General features: G+C 57.8%; 22 protein-coding genes. 19 read left to right on the forward strand and 3 right to left on the reverse strand.

The features are described from left to right. Positions 1-326: 326 nt before the first annotated feature. A complete protein-coding gene (locus BF99_RS0113795; RefSeq protein ID WP_081759275.1) occupies positions 327-1004 on the forward strand; it encodes a TerC family protein in 678 nt (225 codons plus the stop codon). Positions 1005-1102: 98 nt separating this feature from the next. Here the strand turns inward: BF99_RS0113795 and BF99_RS0113800 are convergent, their stop codons facing one another. Beyond that, complete coding sequence (locus BF99_RS0113800; protein WP_025771371.1) at positions 1103-1735, reverse strand: glutathione S-transferase family protein; 633 nt, start codon at positions 1733-1735, stop codon at positions 1103-1105. 338 nt (positions 1736-2073) lie between these two features. Here BF99_RS0113800 and BF99_RS0113810 point away from each other — a divergent pair, with 338 nt between their 5' ends. The 9 genes from BF99_RS0113810 to groL all read left to right on the forward strand — a co-directional run bounded on the left by BF99_RS0113810 (position 2074) and on the right by groL (position 10635). Then, a complete protein-coding gene (locus BF99_RS0113810; protein WP_025771375.1) occupies positions 2074-2670 on the forward strand; it encodes a DsbE family thiol:disulfide interchange protein in 597 nt (198 codons plus the stop codon). Between the two features lie 45 nt (positions 2671-2715). Beyond that, entirely contained in the window at positions 2716-3465 is a 750-nt protein-coding gene (locus tag BF99_RS0113815; RefSeq protein WP_025771377.1) for a hypothetical protein, read from the forward strand. Between the two features lie 30 nt (positions 3466-3495). Continuing rightward, positions 3496-3954, forward strand: a complete 459-nt coding sequence (locus tag BF99_RS0113820) for a VOC family protein (RefSeq protein WP_038098438.1) — start codon at positions 3496-3498, stop codon at positions 3952-3954. Between the two features lie 96 nt (positions 3955-4050). Further along, positions 4051-4344, forward strand: a complete 294-nt coding sequence (locus BF99_RS0113825) for a hypothetical protein (protein WP_025771381.1) — start codon at positions 4051-4053, stop codon at positions 4342-4344. A 400-nt stretch (positions 4345-4744) separates the two neighbouring features. Then, complete coding sequence (locus BF99_RS0113835; RefSeq protein ID WP_025771383.1) at positions 4745-6553, forward strand: ankyrin repeat domain-containing protein; 1809 nt, start codon at positions 4745-4747, stop codon at positions 6551-6553. Positions 6554-6844: 291 nt separating this feature from the next. Beyond that, positions 6845-7942 carry an isocitrate/isopropylmalate dehydrogenase family protein gene (locus BF99_RS0113840; RefSeq protein ID WP_025771385.1) on the forward strand — a complete coding sequence of 366 codons (1098 nt, stop codon included), beginning with the start codon at positions 6845-6847 and terminating at the stop codon, positions 7940-7942. 75 nt (positions 7943-8017) lie between these two features. Then, positions 8018-8200 (forward strand): hypothetical protein, encoded by a 183-nt coding sequence (locus BF99_RS0113845; protein ID WP_025771386.1) that lies wholly within the window; start codon positions 8018-8020, stop codon positions 8198-8200. A 461-nt stretch (positions 8201-8661) separates the two neighbouring features. Continuing rightward, on the forward strand, positions 8662-8949 hold the full coding sequence (locus BF99_RS0113850) for a co-chaperone GroES (RefSeq protein WP_025771387.1): 288 nt from the start codon (positions 8662-8664) through the stop codon (positions 8947-8949). A gap of 48 nt (positions 8950-8997) precedes the next feature. Then, positions 8998-10635 carry a chaperonin GroEL gene (gene groL, locus BF99_RS0113855; RefSeq protein ID WP_025771388.1) on the forward strand — a complete coding sequence of 546 codons (1638 nt, stop codon included), beginning with the start codon at positions 8998-9000 and terminating at the stop codon, positions 10633-10635. A gap of 180 nt (positions 10636-10815) precedes the next feature. On the opposite strand, the gene BF99_RS0113865 is transcribed toward groL, so the two are convergent. Further along, the gene (locus tag BF99_RS0113865) at positions 10816-11274 is read right to left on the reverse strand and encodes a DsrE family protein (protein ID WP_025771389.1); all 459 of its coding nucleotides are present in this window, start codon (positions 11272-11274) and stop codon (positions 10816-10818) included. Positions 11275-11930: 656 nt separating this feature from the next. On the opposite strand from BF99_RS0113865, the gene BF99_RS0113880 reads away from it, so the two are divergent. From BF99_RS0113880 to BF99_RS0113925, 9 genes are all read left to right on the forward strand, one after another. Further along, positions 11931-13082, forward strand: coding sequence for an acyl-CoA dehydrogenase family protein (locus BF99_RS0113880; protein ID WP_038098421.1), 1152 nt, complete (start codon positions 11931-11933; stop codon positions 13080-13082). Between the two features lie 166 nt (positions 13083-13248). Further along, positions 13249-13413, forward strand: coding sequence for a DUF6958 family protein (locus tag BF99_RS23450; protein ID WP_197019156.1), 165 nt, complete (start codon positions 13249-13251; stop codon positions 13411-13413). Continuing rightward, on the forward strand, positions 13388-13567 hold the full coding sequence (locus tag BF99_RS24025; RefSeq protein ID WP_373604460.1) for a DUF6958 family protein: 180 nt from the start codon (positions 13388-13390) through the stop codon (positions 13565-13567). The genes BF99_RS23450 and BF99_RS24025 overlap by 26 nt, the downstream gene beginning before the upstream one ends. A gap of 454 nt (positions 13568-14021) precedes the next feature. Further along, a complete protein-coding gene (locus tag BF99_RS0113895) occupies positions 14022-14936 on the forward strand; it encodes a DUF2797 domain-containing protein (RefSeq protein ID WP_051482927.1) in 915 nt (304 codons plus the stop codon). A gap of 40 nt (positions 14937-14976) precedes the next feature. Next, positions 14977-15555 (forward strand): adenine phosphoribosyltransferase, encoded by a 579-nt coding sequence (locus BF99_RS21010; protein WP_081759279.1) that lies wholly within the window; start codon positions 14977-14979, stop codon positions 15553-15555. Between the two features lie 75 nt (positions 15556-15630). Further along, on the forward strand, positions 15631-16554 hold the full coding sequence (locus tag BF99_RS0113905; protein WP_197019157.1) for an SDR family NAD(P)-dependent oxidoreductase: 924 nt from the start codon (positions 15631-15633) through the stop codon (positions 16552-16554). A 180-nt stretch (positions 16555-16734) separates the two neighbouring features. Further along, positions 16735-17742 (forward strand): hypothetical protein, encoded by a 1008-nt coding sequence (locus BF99_RS0113910; RefSeq protein ID WP_025771397.1) that lies wholly within the window; start codon positions 16735-16737, stop codon positions 17740-17742. Between the two features lie 102 nt (positions 17743-17844). Continuing rightward, a complete protein-coding gene (locus tag BF99_RS0113915) occupies positions 17845-19485 on the forward strand; it encodes a zinc ribbon domain-containing protein (protein WP_025771398.1) in 1641 nt (546 codons plus the stop codon). A gap of 186 nt (positions 19486-19671) precedes the next feature. After that, entirely contained in the window at positions 19672-20877 is a 1206-nt protein-coding gene (locus BF99_RS0113925) for an acetyl-CoA acetyltransferase (protein ID WP_025771399.1), read from the forward strand. Positions 20878-21425: 548 nt separating this feature from the next. On the opposite strand, the gene BF99_RS0113940 is transcribed toward BF99_RS0113925, so the two are convergent. Next, entirely contained in the window at positions 21426-21974 is a 549-nt protein-coding gene (locus tag BF99_RS0113940) for a DUF4174 domain-containing protein (RefSeq protein ID WP_156013324.1), read from the reverse strand. Positions 21975-22145 lie beyond the last annotated feature (171 nt).

Consider the following 22145-nt stretch of genomic DNA (forward strand, 5'->3'; position numbering starts at 1 on the left):
GAGGGTTTCGAGTCGAAAAGGGGGTTGGCCCGGTGAAAGGAAGGTAGCGAAAAAGAAAGGCGAGGTACGAGGGTTCGATCGAGAATTCGCTGTCGACCCCATCCGATCGATTATCCTTGCGTTTTTTGTTTCGATGATTGCATCAGGCGATTTCACCCTCGCCCTAGGCTTTTCGAAAGAAGCGCTTTTGACCTAAGGGAGCGGGGCGCTCCAGAGCCGATTTTGTCGTACCGAGCGAAAAGGCATTCTTTTTTTCCTTCGCTTTTTCTTCTTCGCTTTGCCGATCGTGTCATGGCCGATCATGTCATGGATGGATAAGGAGTCGGATGGATATCCTGTTCAGTATCGTTTCCCCCGCCGAATTCAGTGCCCTGTTTCAGGTGATTTTGGTCGATTTGGTGCTGGCCGGCGACAATGCGATCGTCATCGGCATGGCCGCCGCCGGGCTCCCTAGGGAATATCGCGCGAAGGTCATCTTTTTCGGGATCGCCGCCGCAACCGTCATGAGGATAGGATTTGCGGCGATCACCGTACAACTCCTTCAAATCACCGGCTTGCTCTTGATCGGCGGCCTCTTGTTGGTTTGGGTGGCGTGGAAATTATGGGTCGAACTTCGCACCCCGCATGCAAAACCGAGCATCGATGACCCTTCGCTCGAACAATCCGAAGCGAAGCGACAAGCCTCGCCGAAGCAGGTGCGCCAAGCGGTCCTCAGCATCCTCATCGCCGATGTCTCCATGTCCCTCGACAATGTCTTGGCGGTGGCCGGAATCGCCCGCGATAGCACTTGGATTTTGGTGACCGGCCTCGTGCTTTCGGTGGCCCTGATGGGTTTCGCCGCCTCTTGGATTGCAAGGCTCTTGGATCGCCATCGCTGGATTGCCTATATCGGACTCATTACCATCGTCTATGTGGCGGGGGTGATGGTCTACGATGGTGGGCAGGAGCTTCTCTGCGCCTTCGAATATATCGAATGCCAAGCCCCGCCCGCCGCCGGCGGCTGACCGACCGGATTGTCGGGCTTGTCAGTGGATATTTCAGAGTATGAAGCCCGGCGCTTTCGGGCGGGGGATCTTCTTTCGCAAAGGATATCCCGATCCATCTAGTCGGGGATCGGGATATCCCCGATCCGCTTGGGCACGTGGTAGCCCCGTTGCACCGCCGGTCGCCGGGCGATCTCTACATACCAGCGTTTGACGCAAGGATATTCGGCGAGGTCGATCTCCTGCCACTCGTAGCGCGAGATCCAGGGCCAAGCCGCCATGTCGGCGATGGTGTATTCATCTGACGCGATATAGGGGTTGTTGGCGAGGCGATCTTCGAGCACTGTGTAGAGCCGTTCGGCTTCGCCACGAAAGCGTCGCTCGCCGTATTCGCTCTTGCCGGGATTGAATTTCACGAAGTGATGCACTTGCCCCAACATCGGACCCAATCCCCCCATCTGCCACATCAACCATTCCATCGTTCGCCATCGTTTTTCTCCGACGGGCAGGAATCGACCGGATTTCTCGGCGAGATAGAGCAAGATCGCGCCGGATTCCATCAAGGTCTGGCCGTTGTCGCGATCGACGATGGCGGGGATCTTGTTATTGGGGGAAAGGGCCAAAAAATCGGGGTGGAATTGTTCGTCTTTGGTGATGTCGATCGGATGCGCTTGATAGTCCAAGCCGCACTCCTCGAGGGCGATGGAGATCTTGCGACCGTTGGGGGTGCTCCAAGTGTAGAGATCGATCACGGGATAATGGCCTCGAAGTGGGGGTGAGCGGCCTTTGCCGCAAGGATCTCGGGTGTCGGGCAATCGCAGTTGCCGAGTGCCAAAGGCGCCAATGAGTGGACGATTCGTGGGCGATCCGATGCCTCGAGAGGAACGATCGAAACCTCGGATCGCCGTCTTTTCATATCGGGTGATGCGCTGCAGGATACCAAACCCCGCTTGCCTCGATGTTTTTTGCATCCGAAAAGGGCGGCCGAGAATTTTCAAACCCGGGTCGCAATCGTTCGTCGCTCGCCCGGCCTAAGTGGTAGGATCGCAAGATAACCGCAAGTGCCTAGCGAAGATATAGAATCAAGACCGTGAACTCGAGAGTCGATCATCCCCCCGCCGCTCCTTCGCCCGCATCGAGGCGCTTTTCGCGCTGGCTCTACCCGTTGCCGGTGCTTTTATTTGCCTTGATCGCGCTATCGCTCTATCTCGGTTTGAAGCGCGATCCCACCTTGGTGCCCTCGCCCTTGGTCGGCAAAACGGTGCCCGAATTCGATTTGGCTCCGGTACAAGGCCGCAATCTCGGGTTGTCCTCGCAAGATCTGAAAGAAGCGCCTTCTCTGGTCAATATCTTCGCCTCGTGGTGCGTGGCCTGCCGACACGAGCACCCCTTGCTCCTCGACCTCGATCGCGCCGGGACCATAGCGATCCACGGTATCAACTACAAGGATGACCCTCAGGCGGCGAGTCGATGGCTTGACGATTTGGGCGATCCCTACACCCGCACCGGTGTGGACGCCGAAGGTCGCATCGGTTTGGAATGGGGCGTTTACGGTGTCCCCGAGACTTTTTTGGTGGATGCGAAGGGTCGAATCGTCTACAAGCACATAGGCCCTTTGACCCGACAGGATATCGACGGCATCCTCCTGCCGTTGATACGAGCGCTCGATACACCCTCCGGCGGCTGAGAAAGCCTTGAACCCTCGCCCGCCGATCGTCTCTTCTTAATCATCATGTCCGGTAAGGTCAAAAGAAGGCGCTTCGTCGGGCTGTGCGGCACGGCGGCGTTGACGACGGTGGCCAATCCGGCCTTGCTGGCCGCCGCTGCCGCCGAAGGGGGGAAGGTCCGCTTCTACGAGCGAAGTCGTCTCGTCGATGCCAAGGGAGAGCCGATCAGCGAGTCGAGAATCGAGCGCGGTCGAAGCCATATCTTTCATTATCCCTACGCAAGCACTCCTTGTTTTTTGCTCAAACTGGATCGACCGGCACCCGAATCGATCGATCTCGTCACCGAAGACGGAACCCCCTATCGCTGGCCGGGCGGGGTGGGCAAGGATCGTTCGGTGGTGGCGTTCGCGGCGATCTGCGCTCATCGGATGAGCCATCCTGCGCGTGATGTCAGTTTCATCGACTATCGTCCCGAAGCCTTGCATTTCGTCGATCGCCGAGGCACCTCGCGCGAAGAAAAGGGGTTGATCTTCTGCTGCTCCGAGCGCAGCGTCTACGATCCCGCAGGAGGGGCCAGGGTGCTCTCGGGGCCCGCTCGCCAGCCGCTGACGGCCATCGTGCTCGCCGTCGATCCCCGAAGCGGGGCGCTTGAAGCCCAAGGCACCGTAGGCGGCGAGATGTACGATGAATTCTTCGAGCGTTTCGGCTTCCGGCTGGCGATGGAGCATGCGGGAAAGGATATCAAAAGACCCGTCGGGGCGACCTCGACGGTGATCGATATCGAGCGCTATTCGAGGGTTCGAATGCGGTGTTAGGCTCATCCGCCGAAGCCTTTGCAAGATCCGATGAACGACAAGACCGACACCGAGGAAAAGCCTCTCGTTCGCATCGAAGGCCTCGATCACATCGTCCTTAGATGCGCTCGATTGGAAGCGACGATGGCCTTTTATATCGATGTTTTGGGTTGCACCTTAGAAAGGAGCGTGCTTGAATCGGATCTTTGGCAGCTCCGCGCCGGGGGCTCTTTGATCGATCTCGTTCCCGTCGGGAGCGCCCTTGCCGGGCCGAAAGCCCCCGACCCCGATCGGGCCAATATCGCCCATTTCTGTTTGAGGATCGATCGGCCGAATTGGGAGGATCTCGAGGCCGGTCTCGCATCTCAAGGAATCGCCCTTATCGGTCCGCCCGCAATCCGCTATGGCGCTCAAGGATTCGGCCGATCGGTCTATCTTGCGGATCCCGAAGGGAATATCGTCGAGCTCAAGGCGAATCGGACATCACTCGATGATGAGGACCAAGGGTGAAGTTCATGCCGGCCCCTTGTTGCGATCGCAGCGCAGCCTGCTTTCGAGGGACAGCATTGCACGAGAACCGCTTTCATCTGCTACACGGATGATGGGATGCTGCACGAAGGGGCATCGGGTCGTCTCGACCGACTGACGGTCGGACATCTGCAAACCAGCGAGTTGGCATCGCTCATCGACCACCGTTGGGGGCAGATGGGTCTGTCGTGCAAGTTGCACTTCGATCAACACTCGGATCAACACTTCACGGTGCAGGTGATGACTCGCACCGGGGCGGCGGGGCGTTGGTCAACAACAGCCGCTACCGGCATCTTGGAGAATTGGCAGCCGAATAGGGAGTGTCGGATAAACCGACGATCTTCGAAGCGAACCCGAACCATCGCCCTATAAAGATTCGCAGGCGGCTTTCTTGCCAAAAGAAAGCCGCCTTTTTTTATGCCCCGCCGACGATGAGACGGTGGAGTCATGCGTTTTATGACGAGTGATGGAATATGAAAAGAAAGGAATGGATATCGCGCACCGTATCGATTGCGGGGTCGATCTGCAATTATGATTATGATTATGGTGAAATCACTGACGGATGTATCACCGCGCTGGCCGATGCTCGACAAGGACAAGCGATATCGCTTCGTCCCATCGGCAAAAGCAGCCCGTATCGTCATCTCTTCCCGGGGCGTGTCGAAGATACCCGCTTCGATGCATTTCAGGTCCCGTCGGCGCCATTGTCGGGGCGCGGGCGCGGCATAGTGCAAGGCGATCAATCCGCCTTGTCCTTTCGGGGGATCCGAAAATGACTCGAATCATTGCCTTGATCGTTCTCGCCATCGCTCCTTTCGCCAATGGCAGCGAAATAACCTGCAACCTGCACGATGCCGCAAAGAAAGGAGATATCACCCTCGTGCGCAATATGCTCGATGCGGATTGCGAGGTCAACGAGGGGGACGATCATAAAAAAACTCCCTTGCACTATGCGATTTATTGGAATCGATCCGAAACCGCCCGAGTGCTGATCGATGCCGGCGTGGATATCGATACGGTTGCCGATTATGGAGAAACCGCCTTGATCACGGCGTCGACATATAGCGATTCGATGACCTCGATCGATCGATTGCGGCGCCTTTATATCATGCGAATGCTGTTGGATGCGGGAGCGAAAGTCGATATAAGGGGTGATCTCGGACGAACGGCCTTGATCGTGGCCGCGAACACCGATGATATCGCTGTCAGGATGTTGCTCGAGGCAAAGGCGGACGTCGAAGCGATAGATGAATTCGGCTATAGCGCTTTGCGCAATGCGGCGATGAACAACCATACCGCCAATGTTAGGCTATTGCTCGAGGCGGGTGCGAACGCCAAGGTGATCGACGGAAAACTCAGACCCCTCACCTTGGCGGTGGCATATTATAAAAACGATCCGACGATCATCCGGCTACTGCTCGAAGCGGGGGAGGATGTCAATGCGAAGATGTCGATTCGGGGATTCGATGATGGAGTCATCGTCGATTCGAATGATAACGAGAGGTGGACTGTCCTACACATAGCGGCGATGCAGCGCAACGACTCCATCTCCACGCTGATCGATGCCGGAGCGGATGTGAATGCGAAAAACTCCGACGGGGATACCCCTTTGCATCTCGTTTTTTTGAAAAACGAATGGGATGTCGATGATGTGATCGATACCATACATACCCTTATCGATGCCGGCGCCGATATCAACGCCCAAAACAATGACGGCGATACCGTATTGCATATCGCTGCGAGGAAGGGTAAAGCCGATCTGATCCCTTTGCTCATCTCGCTCGGATCCGACGAGCGGATCAGGAACAACGCTATGCTCAGACCCGTTTCCGTCAGTAAGACTCTTGAACTCGCCATCTTGTTCAAAAACCAAGGACGCTATTGGCCGATCAAGGCTTATGCGATGGGCAATATCTCTACCGTTTCGATCGATACGAGGGCTCGGATCGGATGTCTTGACAAGAAAGAGTGCCGCGTCTTTGTCGATTGCACCGACAAGGACGGTGGTGTCATCCAAGGTTCGCTCGACAGCGATTCGTTCTATCGGAAAATCGGGACTTCGATTCCAAGCCAAGCGACGGTTTCGTTATCGATAGGAGATATCCAAAGGCATACCTTGGCCATGCGCAACAAGGCCCTCGATTGTGCGTTGCGTAGCCAACAGAACATCGTCGCGCAGGTTTGGTCCTCGACGGATTCGGTCAATGCCAATACCACCGCCTATCGGTTGAGCGAAGCGGGCAAGGCTCGGGTTCATTTTTATGCCGGGGAGGGCAACACTCCCTATATCAATATCAGATGTATTGCGATGGATGGCAAAAAATGCACCGGTACCGAACTCAAGTGCACCGACGATGCCGGTCGGAGTCGGTCGGTGATCGAAGCGGGAACGATCGATCGCTTGAATGTCTACACCGTCTCCACCGCCCAAGGCGCCGACTATCGGATCACTAGTGGCAATAGAGGTTGGTACTCCTGCGCGATCGAGTCGGATGGCCCTTTCATGGTTCATGCGACTCAAGTCCAGGCCAAAGGGGATTCGCGCTCGAAGACCGGCACCACATCGATCAGCATGGAGTAGATAACAGGAACTCGTGTTCGCGTTGCATCGAAATCGCATGATCGATCGAGAATGAAGCGGGTGCTTGGGGCAGGCGGTGTTCTTGCAATCGATATTTTTCGAAGATCGATACCGAGCGTATAAAATAGGACCGGGCAGGCGACTTATCCGGTGAGCTTTACGGGGGATCGAAAAACGAAGCGGATATAGGCTATCGATAAAGTCTTGATATTCTCTCACAGGACGTGATCGTGGCACCGGATATCGAGATCCCGTCGACTCTCGATACCGCATCGACAAGGAGAGTGATCGATGTCTTCGAAGCAAGCATTTCGTATCGCGGTGATGCCCGGAGACGGAATCGGGCCCGAGGTGATGAAGGCCGGGATCGAGGTTTTGGAAGCGGCCGCCGCCGGCGATATCGTTTTCGACTACCAATGGCTCGAAGCGGGAGCCGAGGTATTTCGGCGTAGCGGGAGCGCGATGTCAAAGGAGACCTTCGAGCGGGCGAAGGCGGCCGATGCGATCCTTCTCGGGGCCATGGGTCTGCCCGATGTGCGTTATCCCGACGGTACCGAGATCACCCCGCAGCTGGATCTGCGTTTTCGTTTGGATCTCTATGCCGGGGTGCGTCCGGTCAAGGCCCTGCCCGGGGGGGCGGAGATCTTGCGTGATGTGCGTAGCGCACGGATCGATTTGGTCATCGTGCGCGAATCCACCGAAGGCCTTTTCGCTTCGCACGGCAAGGGGGTGGTGGAGGATGACGCCATCGCCCGCGATACCATGGTCATCACTCGCGGGGTTTGCGAGCGTCTTTTCGATGCCGCTTTTCGGCTTGCGCAGCGGCGAAAGGATCAAGGCGGCAAGGGCAAGGTCACTTGCGTCGACAAGGCCAATATCTTCAGCTCGATGGCTTTTTTTCGCAAGATCTTCGACGAAAGAGCGGCCCGCTTTCCGACCATCGAATCCTCTTACTCTTATGTCGATGCCGCGGCATTGGATCTCGTCCGAAAACCGTGGGAATTCGATGTGATGGTCATGGAGAATATGTACGGGGATATCCTTTCCGATCTCACCAGCGCCTTGATCGGGGGAATGGGGATGGCGCCCTCGGCGGATATCGGGGATGAATACGGCGTTTTCCAGCCCGCCCATGGCAGCGCTCCGGATATCGCCGGTCAAGGCATCGCCAATCCGGTGGCCATGATCCAATCGGCGGCGATGATGCTCGATTGGTTGGCGGAGCGTCGGGAATCGCCGCCGTGTGCGCAAGTCGCTCGGCGCATCGACGATGCGGTGGCGGCGATGCTGGCCAATGGCCGAGTACGATCGGTCGATCTCGGAGGGCGAGACGGCACCGAGGCCGTGACCCGAGCGATCATCGATGCCCTGCCGGAAGTGACCGGGTGATCCTCGGGTTTTGGCATTCGGCAAGAGCCCTTGGCATCGATTTTTTTTGCGACCATTGATAACGAGGAGAAAACCATGTACTACGTCGAAACCCGGCTCGACGGCGAGGGGTGGCAGCATGTCCCCGGGAGCTACGAGACGGAAGAGGATGCGATCGCCCAATCGACTTTATTGCAAGCATCGAATCCGAAATTGGCGGTGCGCATCATCGACGCCGAGGCCGGCTTCCAAATCCGTCAATTCGAACCGCTCGAGTGATGCTCGATCCCGTCCCATCGATCGACATCGAAAGGTTTCGATCGCCTCCCCGATAGGTTATCTTTGGGATGCGGAGGCGATATCGAAAGCCGAAAAAGCGTCGATGGATCAATCCTCTATTCTGTAGCAAGCGGGCGGTTTCGAAGAGACCGTCCTCGTGATCGGCTTTTTTTAAGAAGTAATGGATTTGCTGCACTTTTAGTGATCATCTTGAAGAGCAGTCGATGAAATTCGGCGATTATTTGCCGAATTTTCATCTCCCGATATTGAATTCATCGATAAGTGTCCATATAATCAGCACCCGAAGGGGGAGAGTGCTAACAATGGAACTGATAGTATCGTCGATGGACCTCATCGTCGATGAACCTTGATTTCCATCCGATACGCTCCACTTCCTTGAAGAACCATCCATTCATTTGAATGACTGATCACGAAATTCTTCCAATCAGGAGAGAAACTCCATGAAAATCAGGCCACTGCACGATCGGGTGATCGTGGAACGCGAGGAAGAGGAGCGCACCTCGGCCGGGGGAATCGTCATTCCCGATTCCGCGACCGAAAAACCGATTCGCGGCAAGGTCAAGGCTGTCGGCAAAGGCAAGATCCTTGAAAGCGGTGATATCCGTCCGCTGGACGTGAAGGTCGGCGACCTGGTGCTCTTCGGAAAATATTCGGGCACCGAGATCAAGGTCGACGGCAAAGAGCTCCTCGTAATGCGCGAGGAAGACATCATGGGCGTCGTGGGCTGAACATCCCCCCGACTCGAACCCCCCAGTTGAGACAGGAGAATACAAGCAATGGCAGCCAAAGACGTTCGATTCAGCGAGGACTCGCGCACCCGGATGGCGAACGGTGTCAATATCCTCGCCAATGCGGTCAAAGTTACTTTGGGTCCGAAAGGGCGCAATGTGGTGCTCGAAAAGAGTTTCGGCGCCCCCACGGTGACCAAAGACGGGGTTTCGGTGGCCAAGGAAATCGAGCTCGAGGATAAGTTCGAGAATATGGGCGCCCAGATGGTCAAGGAAGTGGCGTCCAAGACTTCCGATGTCGCCGGGGACGGAACCACCACCGCAACCGTACTCGCCCAGTCGATGGTGCGCGAAGGTCTCAAGCGGGTCGCGGCGGGAGCCAACCCGATGGATCTCAAACGCGGCATCGACAAGGCGGTGGGCGAGGCGGTGAAGGGCCTGCGCTCGCTTTCCAAACCCACCAAAGACAGCATGGCCATTTCCCAGGTCGGTACCATTTCCGCCAACGGGGACGAGGCGATCGGCACCATCATCGCCGATGCCATGGAAAAGGTCGGCAAAGAGGGGGTGATCACCGTCGAGGAAGGCAAGATCCTCGAGAACGAGCTCGATGTGGTCGAGGGAATGCAGTTCGATCGGGGCTACCTCTCGCCTTATTTCATCAACGACCAAGATGCGATGGCGGTGGATCTGGATAACCCCTATATCCTCTTGCACGACAAGAAGATCTCCAATATCCGCGAGCTGATTCCGGTACTCGAGGGTGTGGCCAAGGCGGGCAAACCCTTGTTGGTGATCGCCGAGGATGTCGAGGGCGAAGCCCTTGCGACCATGGTGGTCAACAATATCCGCGGGATCGTCAAGGTGGCGGCGGTCAAGGCTCCGGGCTTCGGCGATCGCCGCAAGGCGATGCTCGAGGACATGGCCATCCTCACCGGTGGTCGGGTGATCAGCGAGGAAGTGGGTCTTTCCTTGGAAAAGGCGGGCCTCGATGATTTGGGCCGAGCCAAGCGCATCCAAGTGGGCAAGGAGAACACCACCATCATCGACGGCGCCGGCAAGAGCGGCGATATCAAGGCTCGGGTTTCTCAGATCCAGCAGCAGATCGAGGAAACCACCTCCGATTACGATCGCGAGAAACTCCAAGAGCGGGTCGCCAAGCTCGCCGGGGGTGTGGCGGTGATCAAGGTCGGGGCCGCCACCGAGGTGGAGATGAAGGAGAAAAAGGCTCGGGTCGAGGATGCTTTGCATTCGACACGGGCGGCGGTCGAGGAGGGCGTGGTTCCCGGCGGCGGTGTCGCCCTGATCCGGGCGGTCAAAGGCTTGGACGGTCTTGTCGGGGATAACGAAGATCAGAACTCCGGTATCGATATCGCCCGCCGCGCCATGCACGAGCCCCTTCGCCAGATCGTCAGCAATGCCGGGGGAGAGCCCTCCGTGGTGCAAAATCGGGTCTCCGAAGGCAAGGGTAACTACGGCTTCAACGCCCAGACCGAGGAGTACGGCGATATGGTGAAGATGGGGATTTTGGATCCGACCAAAGTGGTGCGGACCGCGATCCAAAATGCAGGCTCCATCGCCGGGCTGTTGATCACCACCGAGGCCACCGTTGCCGAGCGTCCGAAGAAGGATGATCCGATGCCCGCAGCTCCCGGGGGCATGGGAGGGATGGACGGCATGATGTAATGAGGGATCTCGCTCGGGGGGTCTCGATGATCCCCGGTGCTGCCCTTCGACAAAAGCCCCGCATCTTGGCGGGGCTTTTGTTTTGGCAAGATAAAGAGCCCTTGCTATCGAGCCCTTCGGATTCGACCGTGCCGATCGACCGTCGTTCCTAAGCGGGTCGAACGGCTATCGGCGAGGATTTCAAGGTCTGATATAGGAATAACCCCGTTCTTGCAAGGCGACCAATCGCACCACTCCGGAGGGCACGATATTGACCTCATCCAAGAGATCGACATCTTTTCCGGATGCCCGGGACATGGCGCTATGGGTATTGCCGCAAGCGGAGAAGGTCAGGTTATCGATGCCCAAAGCCATCGCCTCGATGCGATCTTTCACCGGAGAGGTATCTTCTCGAAAGATATGCAACCCCGGACCGTAGGCCACGAGTTCGATCTCGACCGTCTCGCCGATCGAATCATAGTATTTGCGAAGGTTCGCGATGTTATTCAATGCCATGTTCATGCGTTTGGGATCGTTGTCATCCAGATGGATAGCCACTTGATGATCCGCTTTGTCTTGCGCCGTTGCCGGTCCGGCGGTCAGCAGGCAAAGGGATAGCGCGCTTAGTAAAAGCGTCAGTGTCGATATTCGATTGCTCATTGGATCGCTCCTCGATGGGGATCGGTGTTTCGGGTTGTCCGGATATCATCGAATCATCGAGGCCTTGTCAAGGGGCTCGACAATAGCGCGATGCGCTCGCATCCCCCCTAAGATTCGACCCCGGCCTCGATCGGATCGGACGATGATGCCATGATCCGACTGTCAAGGTGATAGTCAAGGCGGTGGATATCAAGGGGCCGGATGGTCAAGGTGCTTTGATATACCGACCTCCCGATACATCTCGATGGGGCATCGAGGAGATTGTCGATCCCGATTGCGGATTCATCACCCGCCGAGATTATCCGCTGAATTCGACCACCGATGCCCTCATCGTTCGCCAAAGATGCTTGCTCGATCGATGAGGGTGGCCGATGCTTCGGTAGCGGCGGTCCGGGCCGGATCGAGCGGATACGCAGGATTTTTTCGGTAGACTTCGAAGCGAAGGATTTCGAGCCCATCATGCTCAGCTCGCCATCGCCGCCCGGCGGGGCTCGAAAAAGCGCATCGAGCGGCAATCGAGATTGATTTTTTCGCATGAAGACGAGAAGCGTTCGAGTCGTCGATCCCCTCGGTTGTCGGGGCGGTATTTTGATCGTCGACGATGCCGATTCGTATTCTTCGGCGGATGGATCGATAAGGATATTCGGTCGAAAAAGATGAACGATTGGCCCGAAATCAGAAGTTCGGTGGAGGCGCTGTGTCGGGGATTCCCCGGCGAGTACTGGCAAGCGCTGGATCGCGAGCGCGCCTATCCGGTCGAATTCGTGCAGGCGCTGACCCGAGCGGGTTTTCTTTGCATTTTGATCCCCGAGGAATACGGTGGTAGCGGGCTTCCGGTTTCGGCGGCCGCTGCGGTTTTGGAGGAAATCCAACGATCGGGTTGCAACGGAGCCGCCTGCCATGCCCAGATGTACACGATGGGCACCCTTTTGCGTCATGGAAGCGAGGAGCAAAAGCGACGGTTTCTCCCCGAGATCGCATCCGGCGCCCTGCGACTGCAAGCCTTCGGGGTCACCGAACCGAGCAGCGGCAGCAATACCCTTGCCCTTCGCACCACCGCCGTCAAGCAAAAGGACGGCGGCTATATCGTCAACGGGCAGAAGATATGGACCTCTCGCGCCGAGCATTCGGATCTGATGCTCCTTTTGGCGCGAACCACTCCGATCTCCCAAGTCGAAAAACGCACCGAGGGGCTCTCCGTCTTTTTGGTGGATATGCGAAAAGCCTTGTGTAAGGGAATGACGATTCGTCCCATACGAACCATGATCAACCATGCCACCACCGAGGTTTTCTTCGAGGATTTGAAGATCCCCGCCGACAGTCTGATCGGCGAGCCGGGAAAGGGTTTTCGCTATATCCTCGATGGTATGAATGTCGAGCGCATCTTGATTGCGGCCGAATGTATCGGCGATGCGCGCTGGTTCATCGAAAAGGCGAGCGGATATGCAACCGAGCGCGAGGTTTTCGGTCGCCCCATCGGATGCAACCAAGGGATTGCCTTTCCGATCGCCCGCGCCTTTGCCGCCACCGAGGCCGCGGCCTTGATGTGCCGCCATGCGGCGGATCAATTCGATGCCGGGGAGGATTGCGGGGCGAAGGCCAATACCGCCAAATTGCTGGCATCGGAAGCGTCTTGGCAAGCGGCGGATATGTGTATGCAAACCTACGGCGGATTCGCCTTCGCCGAGGAGTACGATATCGAGCGTAAATTTCGCGAAAGCCGTCTTTATCGCATCGCTCCCGTCTCCAATAACCTCATACTGAGTTATATCGCCGAGCACGTACTTGGATTGCCGCGATCGTATTGATCTTTCGAGGCGACGGGGCGATCGGATAACGCCGGGCCTTGAACGCCGGGCCTTGCATAGATTGCTATTCATCATATCGATAAGACAAGGCAAAATGGGATCGATATTCTATACAAACTTTGATCATCATCGATACCGGGATATATAGGAATCCATCGATGCCGGCATGACAAGGAAGTCGAAGATGGCCAAGAGCGACGACAAGATCGAGATCGAAAACGTGAATGCGCCGGGGCTCATCACTCGAGTCGATCGCATGAAATACTCGGCGATGCGCAAAGCCTTGCTCGAGGTCATGCCCGAGGGTGCTCCCCAAAATATCGGCCCTTGATGCCAAAAAGAGGCTATTGCCTTTGCTGCCGGACGATCTTTTTCCCAAGGGCGAGAAGGCCGGATGGTGGTCGAAGACGGTACAGCTCGACCTCGAGGCCAAGGGGCTGTTGCGAAGGGCTCGGACCAAACCCTTGACCTTTTACAGACCTTAGGGCAAGCACATAAAGGATCGATGCATAAAAAACGCCCGCCCTGCGGGTCGATCGGCGGCGCTCGATTTCTCGATGAGCCTGCTGCATGGTCTCATCGACCGGCATTGTCGGTCGTCCGAATCGATAAGCTCCGGATAGTCGTTCATTCGCCCCAAGGCGATCGCCTTGTCGATACCTCGAATCGTCGATACCTCAAGGCCATCGGCCATCGGATAGGAAAGTAAAGTAGACTCTTTGATCCGATGACTTTTTCGCGCTCGTTCGAAAAAGAGGCGGCCCCGATCCGCCTTGGCCGAGATATCTCGTCGATCCCTTTTTCGCTGTTCCCTCGGATCGGAGCGGCTTAGAGTTCGAAGCGCCCGCTCTTGATCGGGTTGCCGATAAAGTCCTTCGACGATGCCCGATCGACCCTCTTTTCGGTGCCCCGTACCCGACAATCCTTTTTACGATCATGATGCCTATCGATAACACCGATAAGACCGATCCCGCCGCCACCTGCAACATCGACGGTCCTTTACGCAAGATGGTGATCGAGCCGGGAGAGGGCGAAGGCGCACCGGCTCGTTATTCCCTGCGTTTCGGCGATCGCCTCGTCGCCCTCGACCCCTTGTTCGGCAAGCGTATCCGGTTGGAATTCAGCGGCACCATCCGCTGTGTCGCCTGCAATCGCACCACCCGCAAGAGCTTCAATCAGGGCTATTGCTACCCCTGTTTTCGTTCGCTCGCCGCCTGCGATCTATGCATCGTGCGCCCCGAGACTTGTCATTATCACGAGGGCACTTGCCGCGAGCCCGAATGGGCGACGGGTCATTGCATGCAGCCGCATATCGTTTATCTCGCCGCCACCAGCACGATCAAGGTCGGTATCACGCGCAAGACGCAGATGCCGACCCGATGGTTGGATCAGGGGGCGATGCAGGCGATGCCCTTATTCGAAGTGCCGACCCGGCGAGATGCGGGCTTGATCGAATCGGCACTGAAAGCGCATATCGCAGATCGCACCGATTGGCGGGCGATGCTCAAAGGCGCCGCCGGGCCGGTCGATCTCGAGGCGGCGGCGAGGGATCTCTTGGAGAGCGCCCGAGGCTCGTTGGAGAATCTATCGCTGATCGAATCGCAAGCCGCCGCCGATGGTCGCCGCCGGGCCGAGGATATCGCTAAGATGCTGCATCCGCTGGCATCCGATACTCTCGAATTCTCCTATCCCCTCGATCACCCCCCGCCGAGTTTGCGCTCGATCTCTCTCGATAAATCCCCGCAGGTGGAGGATGTTCTCGTCGGGAGCAAGGGGCAGTATCTCGTTTTCGAATCCGGGGTCTTCAATGTCCGAAGACACGGTGGCTATGAAGTTCGCCTTGCCATCATCTGACGAGGCGAGCGATGAATCTTTGGAGCGATGGATTCGAACGATGACCCATGAATCACAACCCGAATCGCAACTTGAATCGCGATCCGAGCCTTCGCTCGATCCCCATGCCCTGATCGCGTCGAGGATTCGTACGATTCCGGATTTCCCCTCGCCGGGTATCGTCTTTCGCGATATCACTCCGCTGGTGGGGGATTGGCAAGCGCTCGCTCTTTGTACCCGGCTGCTGGCCGAGCCCTTTCGTGCCGAGTCGATCGATGCGGTGGCGGGCATCGAAGCGCGGGGGTTCATCTTCGGGGCCTTGGTCGCGCAAGCCATGAGCACGGGCTTCGTGCCTTTGCGAAAGCCCGGCAAACTCCCGAGCGAGACGCGCTCGGTTCGCTATGCCTTGGAATACGGCGAGAGCCTGTTGGAGGCGCATGTCGATGCCTTTCGGCCGGGTAGCCGAATCCTTCTCATCGACGATGTGCTGGCCACCGGCGGCACTGCGGCCGCGGCTTGCGAGTTGATCGAGCTGATCGGGGGCGAGGTCGCAGCCTGTGCCTTCGTGACCGAGCTCGAGGGTCTTTGCGGGCGCAAGCGACTCGGCGAGCGTCGAATCCATGCGCTGACGCAACTTTAGGCTTCGCCGAAGCGCATTTTTTTCGAGTCAAGTTTTTTCAAGCCAAGTTTTTTTCAAGTCAAGGGCGAATATTCGATGAAGCAAAGCGCACGGATGTTGGAGGGCAAGGTCGCTCTTGTTACCGGTGCCGGTCGTGGTATCGGGGCGCAAAGCGCAAGGATGTTGGCGGCATACGGGGCGAAGGTCCTGGTCAACGATCCCGGGGGGAGCGCCTCCGGCGAAGGACAAGATCGAGCCCCGGCCGGCGAGGTGGTGGATGCGATTCGCAAAGAGGGGGGCGAGGCGGATGCGAATTTCGATAGCGTCGCCGATTTCGCCGCCGCCTCGAGGATGGTCGAGCAGGCGATCGACCGCTTCGGCACCATCGATATCGTCATCGCCAATGCCGGTATCCTGCGCGATGCGATCTTCCACAAGATGAGCGAGGAGGACTTCGATGCGGTCATCGGCGTCCACCTCAAAGGCGCTTTCAATGTCGCTCGCGCCGCCGCCACCCATTTTCGGGCCCGGCAGTCCGGCTGCTTCGTTTTCATGACCTCGACCTCGGGGTTGATCGGCAACCTCGGTCAGGCGAACTATGCGGCGGCGAAAATGGGCATCGTCGGGCTCTCCAAATCCATCGCTTTGGATATGGAAAGATTCAACGTACGCTCCAACTGCATCTCCCCCTTCGCATGGAGTCGGATGATCGGCACCATTCCGGTCGAGGACGAGGCCCAGCGCGCCAGGGTCGATAAACTCAAACAGATGCGCCCGGAAAAGGTCGCGGCGATGGTGGTTGCGCTGTGCTCGGATCAAGCATCGAAGGTCAATGGCCAGATATTCGCGGTCCGCGGCAATGAAATTTTCCTGATGAGCCAATCGCGTCCCCGGCGCGGAATTCACGAAGCCCGAGGTTGGTCGCCGGAGTCGATCATCGACCACGCATTCCCGGCATTGGCGGCGGATTTCCACCCCCTCGATCGCAGCGCGGATGTCTTTGGCTGGGATCCCCTATAGAGACAATTCGTAGAGACAACTCGTAGAAACAAACCCTCCGAGGGCGGCGATCCATCGTGCAAAATAGGCACGACGGAATGCATCCGAGGAAAAAGATCGAGCCGGAACCGATCGACTTCGACGGGTCTTCGATGGAATCGCCCGACAAAATATCCGAAGGGATCAACGGGGGAAGCGCGGGTGTATTCGGACGATATCGAGGCGAATGCGATGGACTTGGCACCCGAAGCGAAAAAAGCGGATGCCGGGAAAAGAGCCCGGGGCGCCTATTACACATTGCATAATCCATTCGATCATCCGGCCTTCATCGAATGGGCGGATGCCGCGGCCTTGTCCGGTGCCGAGGTATTGGAGCCCTTCGCCGGTGAGAACAGACTGATCGCCCACTTGCACGATATGGGGCTTGCAAAACAATTCGCGGCCTTCGATATCGCCCCCGCCCCCGCCGCCGAGAGGGTCGAGCGGCGCGATACCTTGGCCGATTTCCCGAAAGGCTATGACGTTTGCATCACCAACCCGCCGTGGCTTGCGAAAAACAGCGCGACGGTGCGCGGCCTGCCCTACCCTGACTGCGGCTATGACGATTTATATAAATGGTCTTTGGAATTGTGTTTGAACCATTGCCGATGGGTCGCAGCCCTCATCCCCGAGAGTTTCATCCGCTCCGGCTTGTTTCACGATCGATTGATCGATTTCGTTTCGATCCGCAAGCGCTTGTTTGCCGAAACGGCGCATCCGGTGGGATTGGCTCTGTTCGCCCCGCAAGAATGCGCCAATGGCAAGGATTTCCGGGTTTGGTCGCAGATGCACTCGTTGGGCCGTTGGCAGTCTTTATGTCGCCGATGGTTGGTGCCGCCGACCAAGACTCCCGGTCGATCGTTGGTTTTCAATGACCCTTTGGGCAATTTGGGCTTCATCGCATTCGATAATGTGCGCAAAGCCTCCATTCGCTTTTGCGAGGTGGACGAGATCAAGGATTACGCGATCAAACAGACCAGCCGTTTCATCACCCGCATCCGGGCTCCGGCGGTGCCGCCGATACCCTTGCTGAATAAAAGGCTCGATGAATTCCGTGATAAAACCGGTGATATTTTTCTTTCGGCCTATCGAGGCTTGAGACACGACGGTCATTATCGTCGCCGCATGGATTGGAAGATAGCCAGAACGATGGTGGAGCATGCACGATAATTCCTCGCATCGAGGCATGGTGGAAAGTGCTGGATGGATCGAAAATCAAGCGACTCGCCCGGATTGGAGAGTGTTTGAAATCAACGGGATACCAACGAGACAATGACACGAAACGCACTTGCAACGGATGCCGCCGTCGGAATCCACGCCTTCGGCGGTTATATCCCCAAGCGGCGCTTGCAAAAAAAGATCGTCGCCAAAGCCCATGCGTGGTTCAACCCCGCCTTGGCCGCTCATGCCAAGGGGGAGCGAGCCATCGCCGATTGGGACGAGGATGCCATCACGATGGCGGTGGAGGCGGCGCGGGACTGCCTTGGCGGAGATTGGTCGTCATCCCTCTTGCCGCCTCGCACCGCCGCCGAATCCGAAGGCGAGGATGCGCAAAATACCATCGCCCATGCGATCCTCGCCTCGACCACCTTTCCCTTTCAGGATCGCCAGAATGCAGGGGTGGTGGCCGAGGCTTTGCGCTTGGGTCGCCGCATCTCCACCTTGGATATCGGGGGATCGCAGCGGGCCGGAACGTCGGCCCTGATCACCGCTTTCGAGATCGCCGCCGGCGGGAGGAATGCGCCGCTGCTGGTATCGGGGAGTGAAAAGCGCCGCACCCGGGCCGCAAGCCCTTTGGAGTTCACTTCCGGGGATGCCGCCGCCGCCCTTCTCGTGGCCCCGGGCGAGGGGGTCGCTCGACTGCTCGCCCATGCCACCTGCGCCGTCGACTTCGTCGACCATTATCGAGGGCCGGATGCACCCTTCGATTATGTCTGGGAGGAGCGCTGGATTCGCGATGAAGGGCTGATGAAGATCGTCCCCGAAACCATCGCCGATGTCCTTTCGAAGGCGGGTCTCGAAGCCCGAGCGATCGATCATTTCTGCCTTCCCTCGGCTCTGCGGGGGGCGGGTGCGGGCATCGTCAAGGCCACCGGCTTGCCCGCCGAAAGCCTGTGCGATAACTTGCAGGGAGTTTGTGGCGAGGCGGGGGCGGCGCATCCTTTGGTGATGCTTTCGCATATTTTGGAATCCACGCCACCCGAGCGGACGATTTTGGTGGTCGGCTTCGGTCAAGGGTGCGATGCCATCTTGCTGCGCACGACATCGGCATTGGCCGGTGAGGACGGCAAGAGGCCGGGGCCTCGGCTAGGCATCGGGGGCCATCTGAAAAGGCGTTTCGAAGATACGAACTATCAGCGCTATCTCGGCACCAACGATCTCTTGCAGATGGAGCAGGGCCTGCGCTCGGAGGTGGACCGGCAGACGGGGCTCACCACCTTGTACCGCAACCGGGAGATGATCCACGGGCTCGTCGGGGGGCGTTGCACGCGCTGCGGCACTCGTCAGTTCCCCAAGAGCGGGATTTGCGTCAACCCGAATTGCCATGCCGACGATACCCAAGTCGATCATTCCTTTAGCGAAACGCCGGCATCGATGCGTTCTTATACCGCGGATCGCCTCACGTGGTCGATGGCTCCGCCCGCCTATTACGGTATGGTGCAATTCGAGGGCGGGGGGCAAGCGATGATCGATTTCGCGGATATCGAGCCCGGAGGCGATTCGGCCCCGGAACTCGAACCCGGAGCCCCGATGCGGATGGTCTTTCGCATCAAGGATCTGGACCCCCGCCGCGGCTTTCGCCGCTATTTCTGGAAGGCGGCGCCCGCCGGGACGGACACGATCGAAGGAAGCGCTTCGGATAATGGCGAAGCCCCATCGCAAACGCAAGGCGGTGTAAAAAGCGATGGATAAGATGTATAAAATGCCCTAAAGAGCCGAAAAGCTTTTTCTCGATCGAAGGCCATCGACAAGACGCTTGTCAATCCCTTCGAGGTTCGATGCGCACACGGGCGGCACCGATCAGCAAAAAGAGATCTTTTTTCGATCACCAAGGGTGCAAGGAGCAATCGGAGCGCCCGATAACAGGAGGCGGGAATCGTGGCCAAAGGAATTCGAGACAAGATCGCGATCGTCGGCATGGGCTGCTCGAAATTCGGCGAGCGCTGGAACGATAACGCCGAGGATCTGATGCGCGAAGCCTTCACCGAAGCCTTGGGCGATGCCGGTATCGAAAAAGATCGGATCGATGCCGCATGGTTTGCGACCGCGATCGAGGAGCAGCATACCGGCAAGTCCGGGATCCCCTTGGCGGTGGCGCTTCGCCTGCCCTTGATTCCGGTGACGCGAGTGGAAAATTTCTGCGCCAGCGGCTCCGAGGCCTTTCGCGGCGCGGCCTATGCGGTTGCTTCCGGGGCTTGCGATATCGCCCTCGCCCTCGGGGTGGAAAAACTCAAAGATACCGGCTACGGGGGGTTGCCGCAGCGCTCTCGCGGTTCGGTGAACGACCTTTATTGGGCGAATTTTTCCGCCCCCGGGGCGTTCGCCCAATTGGCCTCGGCCTATCGCGCCCGGCACAAAATCCCGCGCGAGGATCTCAAACGGGCGATGGCTCATGTCTCGGTCAAGAGCCACGCCAACGGAGCGAAGAATCCGAAGGCCCACCTACGCAATCGAATCGACGAGGATCGGGTGCTGAACGCCCCGATGGTCGCCGAGCCCCTGGGCCTTTTCGATTGCTGCGGAGTGTCGGACGGAGCGGCATGCGCCATCGTCACCACCCCCGAGATCGCCCGCTCCATGGGCAAATCCCGTCCGATCACCGTCAAGGCCTTGCAGCTGGCGGTCTCCAACGGCGCCGAGGCTCAACATAATTCCTGGGACGGCAGCCATTTGATGACCACTCGCAAGGCATCGGAGCGAGCCTACGAGGAAGCGGGAATCCGCGACCCTCGGCAAGCGTTGGATCTCCTCGAAGTGCACGATTGCTTCTCGATCACCGAGCTGGTTACGATGGAGGATCTCCACATCTCCCCCGAGGGCGGGGCGGTGAAAGATGTGATGGATGGATTTTTCGATGCCGACGGCGCCCTACCTTGCCAGATCGACGGCGGCCTGAAATGTTTCGGCCACCCCATCGGCGCCTCCGGCCTGCGCATGCTCTACGAGATCTACCTGCAAATGACGGAGCGCGCAGGCGAGCGCCAAAGACAAAAAGAGCCGGCCCTCGGCTTGACCCATAATTTGGGCGGTTTCCCCCACCAAAACGTCTGCTCGATCGTCATCGTGGGCCAAAGCGGGGCCTGAAAAAGACAATCTTGTGATAGCGGTGTTCGGTCGGAGAGAATATGACGATCACAGGTATGATTTGGTGAACGACGAAAGGGAGTGATGAAAGAAAGGATGGTCTACGAAATGATATTTAAAGAGAGGGGATGTCTCGGTTGGTGACGATGATCAAGCCGAGCGATATTTTCGATAGAGGACGATACGCTTTTATCGAGCGACGAAAACTCCATATCTTGGATTGTCTCGGGTCATGCGATCGAGAGAGATGACATCACTACTGTCGTTGCTCTTCCGTAGGAAGATGTTCGAAAGCATCCGCCTTCGTCGGTTTTCAAATATCTGTGGGCCTTATCGAATTTCGTTCACCTTCGAGAGGATCATCGATCGCGCCTGTGGCCCGAAGGTTTGGATAATCTCCAAACCGTGGGTGAACGCCATCGTCCAAGGGGTGTTGCTCGGGGGATCGTTCGCCCTCTTTGCGACCGGTCTTTCGATCATCTTCGGCGTGATGCACTTGGTCAATCTCGCGCATGGCGACTGGCGATCTCATCATCCTCGCCGCCTTCCTAGCCATCGCCATGGTCGAGGTCTTCGGGGTGCAACCGACGCACCGGGCGCTTCGGTCGGGTCTTTCGCTTCGAAGCGCAGCCCCGGCCCCGCTCGGCGATCTCGGCCCGACGCATCGGCATCGTGTCGATGAGGGCGAGAAAACCGATGAGATCTTCGGGTTTTTCGCCGCGTGCCTTGATCCCGCCATCCTTGCCGATCAGCACCATCTCGAAGCGCCTTTCGTCCACGGCGTAAACGGATCGCAAATCATCGGGCGATCCCCCCGCAAGGGAGGATGCACCCGGGCCGAGCCCATCGATGGCATCGATGCCATCGATGAAGATATCGAGGTCGCGATCCTCGATGGCACAGCCATTGGCCAAGATGATGGCCCTCAAAGCGTCGATCTCCGGGGTGTCGGTGGCTAGGGCGTCGACCGGAACGAAGACGAGAACCGTTCGTCGGGGCATAAGCGAATCGTCGAGGGTGCCGGTGGCGGTCATCGCCGAAGCGGCCGTGCCCGCATCGGCGAGGGCGACGAGGAGGATTGTCGCGATCGCGATCATCGAAGGGTCTTCGACGATATTGGATCGAGAGCGCCTGCTTGACAACCGACACCCATCGATGCAATCGATTCCCAAGGCAATTCGAAAAAGGGATAAGATATTCACGCTGCCATCGGTGTTTTTTCGAAAAAAGCGGCGTGCCGCTGCCCCCGACGATAAGGTCTTTCGAGA

The organism is Thioalkalivibrio sp. HK1, from assembly GCA_000583135.1.
Classification (GTDB): domain Bacteria; phylum Pseudomonadota; class Gammaproteobacteria; order HK1; family HK1; genus HK1.

Bases quoted from the DNA above. Each gene is read 5' to 3' on its own strand.
- BF99_RS0113895 (WP_051482927.1), top strand. From the start codon at position 14,022: ATGCCTATCGATAACACCGATAAGACCGATCCCGCCGCCACCTGCAAC.
- BF99_RS0113815 (WP_025771377.1), top strand. From the start codon at position 2,716: ATGTCCGGTAAGGTCAAAAGAAGGCGCTTCGTCGGGCTGTGCGGCACG.
- BF99_RS0113820 (WP_038098438.1), top strand. From the start codon at position 3,496: ATGAACGACAAGACCGACACCGAGGAAAAGCCTCTCGTTCGCATCGAA.
- BF99_RS0113905 (WP_197019157.1), top strand. From the start codon at position 15,631: ATGAAGCAAAGCGCACGGATGTTGGAGGGCAAGGTCGCTCTTGTTACC.
- BF99_RS0113795 (WP_081759275.1), top strand. From the start codon at position 327: ATGGATATCCTGTTCAGTATCGTTTCCCCCGCCGAATTCAGTGCCCTG.
- BF99_RS0113880 (WP_038098421.1), top strand. From the start codon at position 11,931: ATGAACGATTGGCCCGAAATCAGAAGTTCGGTGGAGGCGCTGTGTCGG.
- BF99_RS0113835 (WP_025771383.1), top strand. From the start codon at position 4,745: ATGACTCGAATCATTGCCTTGATCGTTCTCGCCATCGCTCCTTTCGCC.
- BF99_RS0113940 (WP_156013324.1), bottom strand. From the start codon at position 21,974: ATGATCGCGATCGCGACAATCCTCCTCGTCGCCCTCGCCGATGCGGGC.
- groL (WP_025771388.1), top strand. From the start codon at position 8,998: ATGGCAGCCAAAGACGTTCGATTCAGCGAGGACTCGCGCACCCGGATG.
- BF99_RS21010 (WP_081759279.1), top strand. From the start codon at position 14,977: ATGACCCATGAATCACAACCCGAATCGCAACTTGAATCGCGATCCGAG.
- BF99_RS0113845 (WP_025771386.1), top strand. From the start codon at position 8,018: ATGTACTACGTCGAAACCCGGCTCGACGGCGAGGGGTGGCAGCATGTC.
- BF99_RS0113915 (WP_025771398.1), top strand. From the start codon at position 17,845: ATGACACGAAACGCACTTGCAACGGATGCCGCCGTCGGAATCCACGCC.
- BF99_RS23450 (WP_197019156.1), top strand. From the start codon at position 13,249: ATGACAAGGAAGTCGAAGATGGCCAAGAGCGACGACAAGATCGAGATC.
- BF99_RS0113850 (WP_025771387.1), top strand. From the start codon at position 8,662: ATGAAAATCAGGCCACTGCACGATCGGGTGATCGTGGAACGCGAGGAA.
- BF99_RS0113865 (WP_025771389.1), bottom strand. From the start codon at position 11,274: ATGAGCAATCGAATATCGACACTGACGCTTTTACTAAGCGCGCTATCC.
- BF99_RS0113825 (WP_025771381.1), top strand. From the start codon at position 4,051: ATGCTGCACGAAGGGGCATCGGGTCGTCTCGACCGACTGACGGTCGGA.
- BF99_RS0113840 (WP_025771385.1), top strand. From the start codon at position 6,845: ATGTCTTCGAAGCAAGCATTTCGTATCGCGGTGATGCCCGGAGACGGA.